Consider the following 2,338-nt stretch of genomic DNA (forward strand, 5'->3'; position numbering starts at 1 on the left):
TTTTTTAATTCGTTGTAAACGGGAACTTTCCCGGTCGGTCTTCATCCTTTTGCGGTAGGCTGGCGATGGTTCTTTCCAGCTTGTACAAATTGATGAAAATCAAGTTAAGTGCGCAATTATCAAGGCGATGGTCATAAAGGCTGCATTTTGCCTTCAGACAGTCTTCCTTAAAAAATGGGCACTGGGTGTCGTCTAAACGTGCCATAATTAAACTTTCTCCTTTATTTTTTTTGATGCAGCCTGAAGAGTGAACCCCTCATCCACGAAATGCTTGAAGGCCTTGATTTCGGCTATGTGTTGGGCGGTATATCTTCGGTAGGCAATTTCTCCGCACCGAACCTTGAACGGTTCTGATATGTAGCCCCGTGCCTCATAGGATCTCAATTGTTTCTGTGAAAGGCCGGTCTCACGGCTTGCATCACTGATACTCAACGATTTTTTCATAAAATCCTCCTGGTGATTAAAAATTGGGAAAAATGTCCCTCTGCCTATAAGAGAGGTTACATTAATACCTGGATGGATTTATGAACTGCGGGATAGAGAAAGCTTAAATAATAGAAAGGGTTTGAAGGATTGTCGGATTATTTTTCTTTTTCGTCTGTTTCGACGTCGAAACGCATCTTAGGATCAGGATCAAGGAACACCGCGTTGTCAGGGAGCATCTCGCGGAAACGGTCCGGGATCGTGCCCTGGCTCCAAAGATTATTTGTTTTTATTATACGACCATCGAAAAACTGGATGATAAACTGCCTACCGCCGAAGCCCTGGGGGTAAGTGTTCTTTACTTCTGATATCATATAATGATTGCCGTCTACGACGACTCTCCTCTCGGCCAGGTCTTCATGATATTCTGTTTTGAGGAGCCAGAAGGAACAGTCGAAGCAATTTCCTTTCAGATAAACATCAGGGTCAAGATTTTTGGCGTAAGTTTTGCCACAGGAGTGGCAGGTGTATGTTTTAACCATTTTTATTTGCACCTTTTATTCAATCCATAGATGGTTTCAAGATTTTTCCTGCACCGTTCACAAATCCCGTGGCTGATCATGACTCCATTTTGAGAAAGGGTCAGGCTGTTCTTGGTTTCGGGGCACTCTTTTTCAGAAATCAGGCGGTTGCACCAGGCACACACTGTACGAAATTTCATTTTGTTATCCTCCATTATTATTCTCGTCAGATAATTGATTCTATGATTTGACCAGGGAGAGGATCTGCCCACCGGCTTTCTCAAATTTATATACGTCGGCTGTTGCCAGGCCTTCGACCTTGGCTGACGCTGTGAAGGCATTGATAATGTGGAAAAGAGTATTCCCCGGCTCCTGCTCAAATGATTGCTTGACAATATCCGCTTCGTTTTGTGAGAGCCCGAAACGCCTGCTGAAAACATCAATTGAATTAAAGGGGTCATCAACGTGCGATTGACAGGACAGCTTGAAATCTTCCTGATTGCGGGAGGAACCTTCGATCACTGCGGACAAGGCCTCGGGGAAGTTGTCCAGCCCCCGGCTGCTGATATGCTTGAACCTGGCGGTCTTTGCTTTGGCAACAGAAATCAACCCATTGGTGCAAACCAACCGATAAAAAAAGGATTCGATGCTGAAGGCAATTAAACCGACTTCGCTGTTGCTAAAGGCAATGCCGGGTACAACTTCATCAAAGAACCCATTGCCGGAATTAACACCAAATGCCTTTTCAAACTCTGGTATCTTCAGCAGGAACATGCCGTGATCAAGGGAATACTGAACTTTCAGATTGTGATTAAAGCCCTGTTCAATGAGTTGTGATAGAATCTCCATGTTGTCGAGGGGCTTATACCGCTCGGTAAATACTGCACGCAGGGTTGAGCCGTCAAACCGGCAAAAGAATGTGTCCCGGCGCTGGCGTTCCTGCTCAATCCAGAAATTAAGATTACTGGCCTGCAAATCTGTCGGACAGCGGGACAGATACGAATAAGGCACCCGCAGGCGGTTGGAAAGAAGGCGCTGGGCCGTGGGAGCCACATCCACCTGCTTGCCTGAAATCGACATCTGTTTGAGGCTGTCAAATTCCATTTCATGAACGGGCATGACTTCATCAAAATGATTGATGGAATCCTGGCGAACTGCGTTGATTACGTTTTCGAGAGTTGTGGTCTTTGTCATGATAAATCTCCTTTGTTGATTAAGTTTTTTTGGGGTGNGCGNATTAATACCCGCATTGGGAACAGATGATGACGGGCTCTTTGCCGTTTCTGATCGTGATATCGTTTCCGAGGCTGTGACACACGGTCACATGGTGCCCGCAATCCAGGCGGAACTTCTGGCCTTCAAGTGACTTGATGATTTTTCTCAAGGATTCGGTG

The 2,338-nt window shown here is 45.6% G+C and carries 5 protein-coding genes; all 5 read right to left on the reverse strand.

The window, feature by feature from the left end:
* Positions 1-4: 4 nt before the first annotated feature.
* The 5 genes from B147_RS0103010 to B147_RS0103030 all read right to left on the reverse strand — a co-directional run bounded on the left by B147_RS0103010 (position 5) and on the right by B147_RS0103030 (position 2,138).
* The gene (locus B147_RS0103010; protein ID WP_020585772.1) at positions 5-205 is read right to left on the reverse strand and encodes a hypothetical protein; all 201 of its coding nucleotides are present in this window, start codon (positions 203-205) and stop codon (positions 5-7) included.
* A gap of 2 nt (positions 206-207) precedes the next feature.
* On the reverse strand, positions 208-444 hold the full coding sequence (locus tag B147_RS0103015; RefSeq protein ID WP_020585773.1) for a MerR family transcriptional regulator: 237 nt from the start codon (positions 442-444) through the stop codon (positions 208-210).
* A 137-nt stretch (positions 445-581) separates the two neighbouring features.
* Positions 582-965, reverse strand: coding sequence for a hypothetical protein (locus B147_RS0103020; RefSeq protein WP_020585774.1), 384 nt, complete (start codon positions 963-965; stop codon positions 582-584).
* Positions 966-967: 2 nt separating this feature from the next.
* Positions 968-1,144 carry a hypothetical protein gene (locus tag B147_RS32090; protein ID WP_020585775.1) on the reverse strand — a complete coding sequence of 59 codons (177 nt, stop codon included), beginning with the start codon at positions 1,142-1,144 and terminating at the stop codon, positions 968-970.
* Positions 1,145-1,184: 40 nt separating this feature from the next.
* The gene (locus B147_RS0103030) at positions 1,185-2,138 is read right to left on the reverse strand and encodes a DUF932 domain-containing protein (RefSeq protein ID WP_020585776.1); all 954 of its coding nucleotides are present in this window, start codon (positions 2,136-2,138) and stop codon (positions 1,185-1,187) included.
* Between the last annotated feature and the right edge of the window lie 200 nt (positions 2,139-2,338).

The sequence above is a fragment of the Desulfobacter curvatus DSM 3379 genome (genome assembly GCF_000373985.1).
GTDB classification, from domain to species: domain Bacteria; phylum Desulfobacterota; class Desulfobacteria; order Desulfobacterales; family Desulfobacteraceae; genus Desulfobacter; species Desulfobacter curvatus.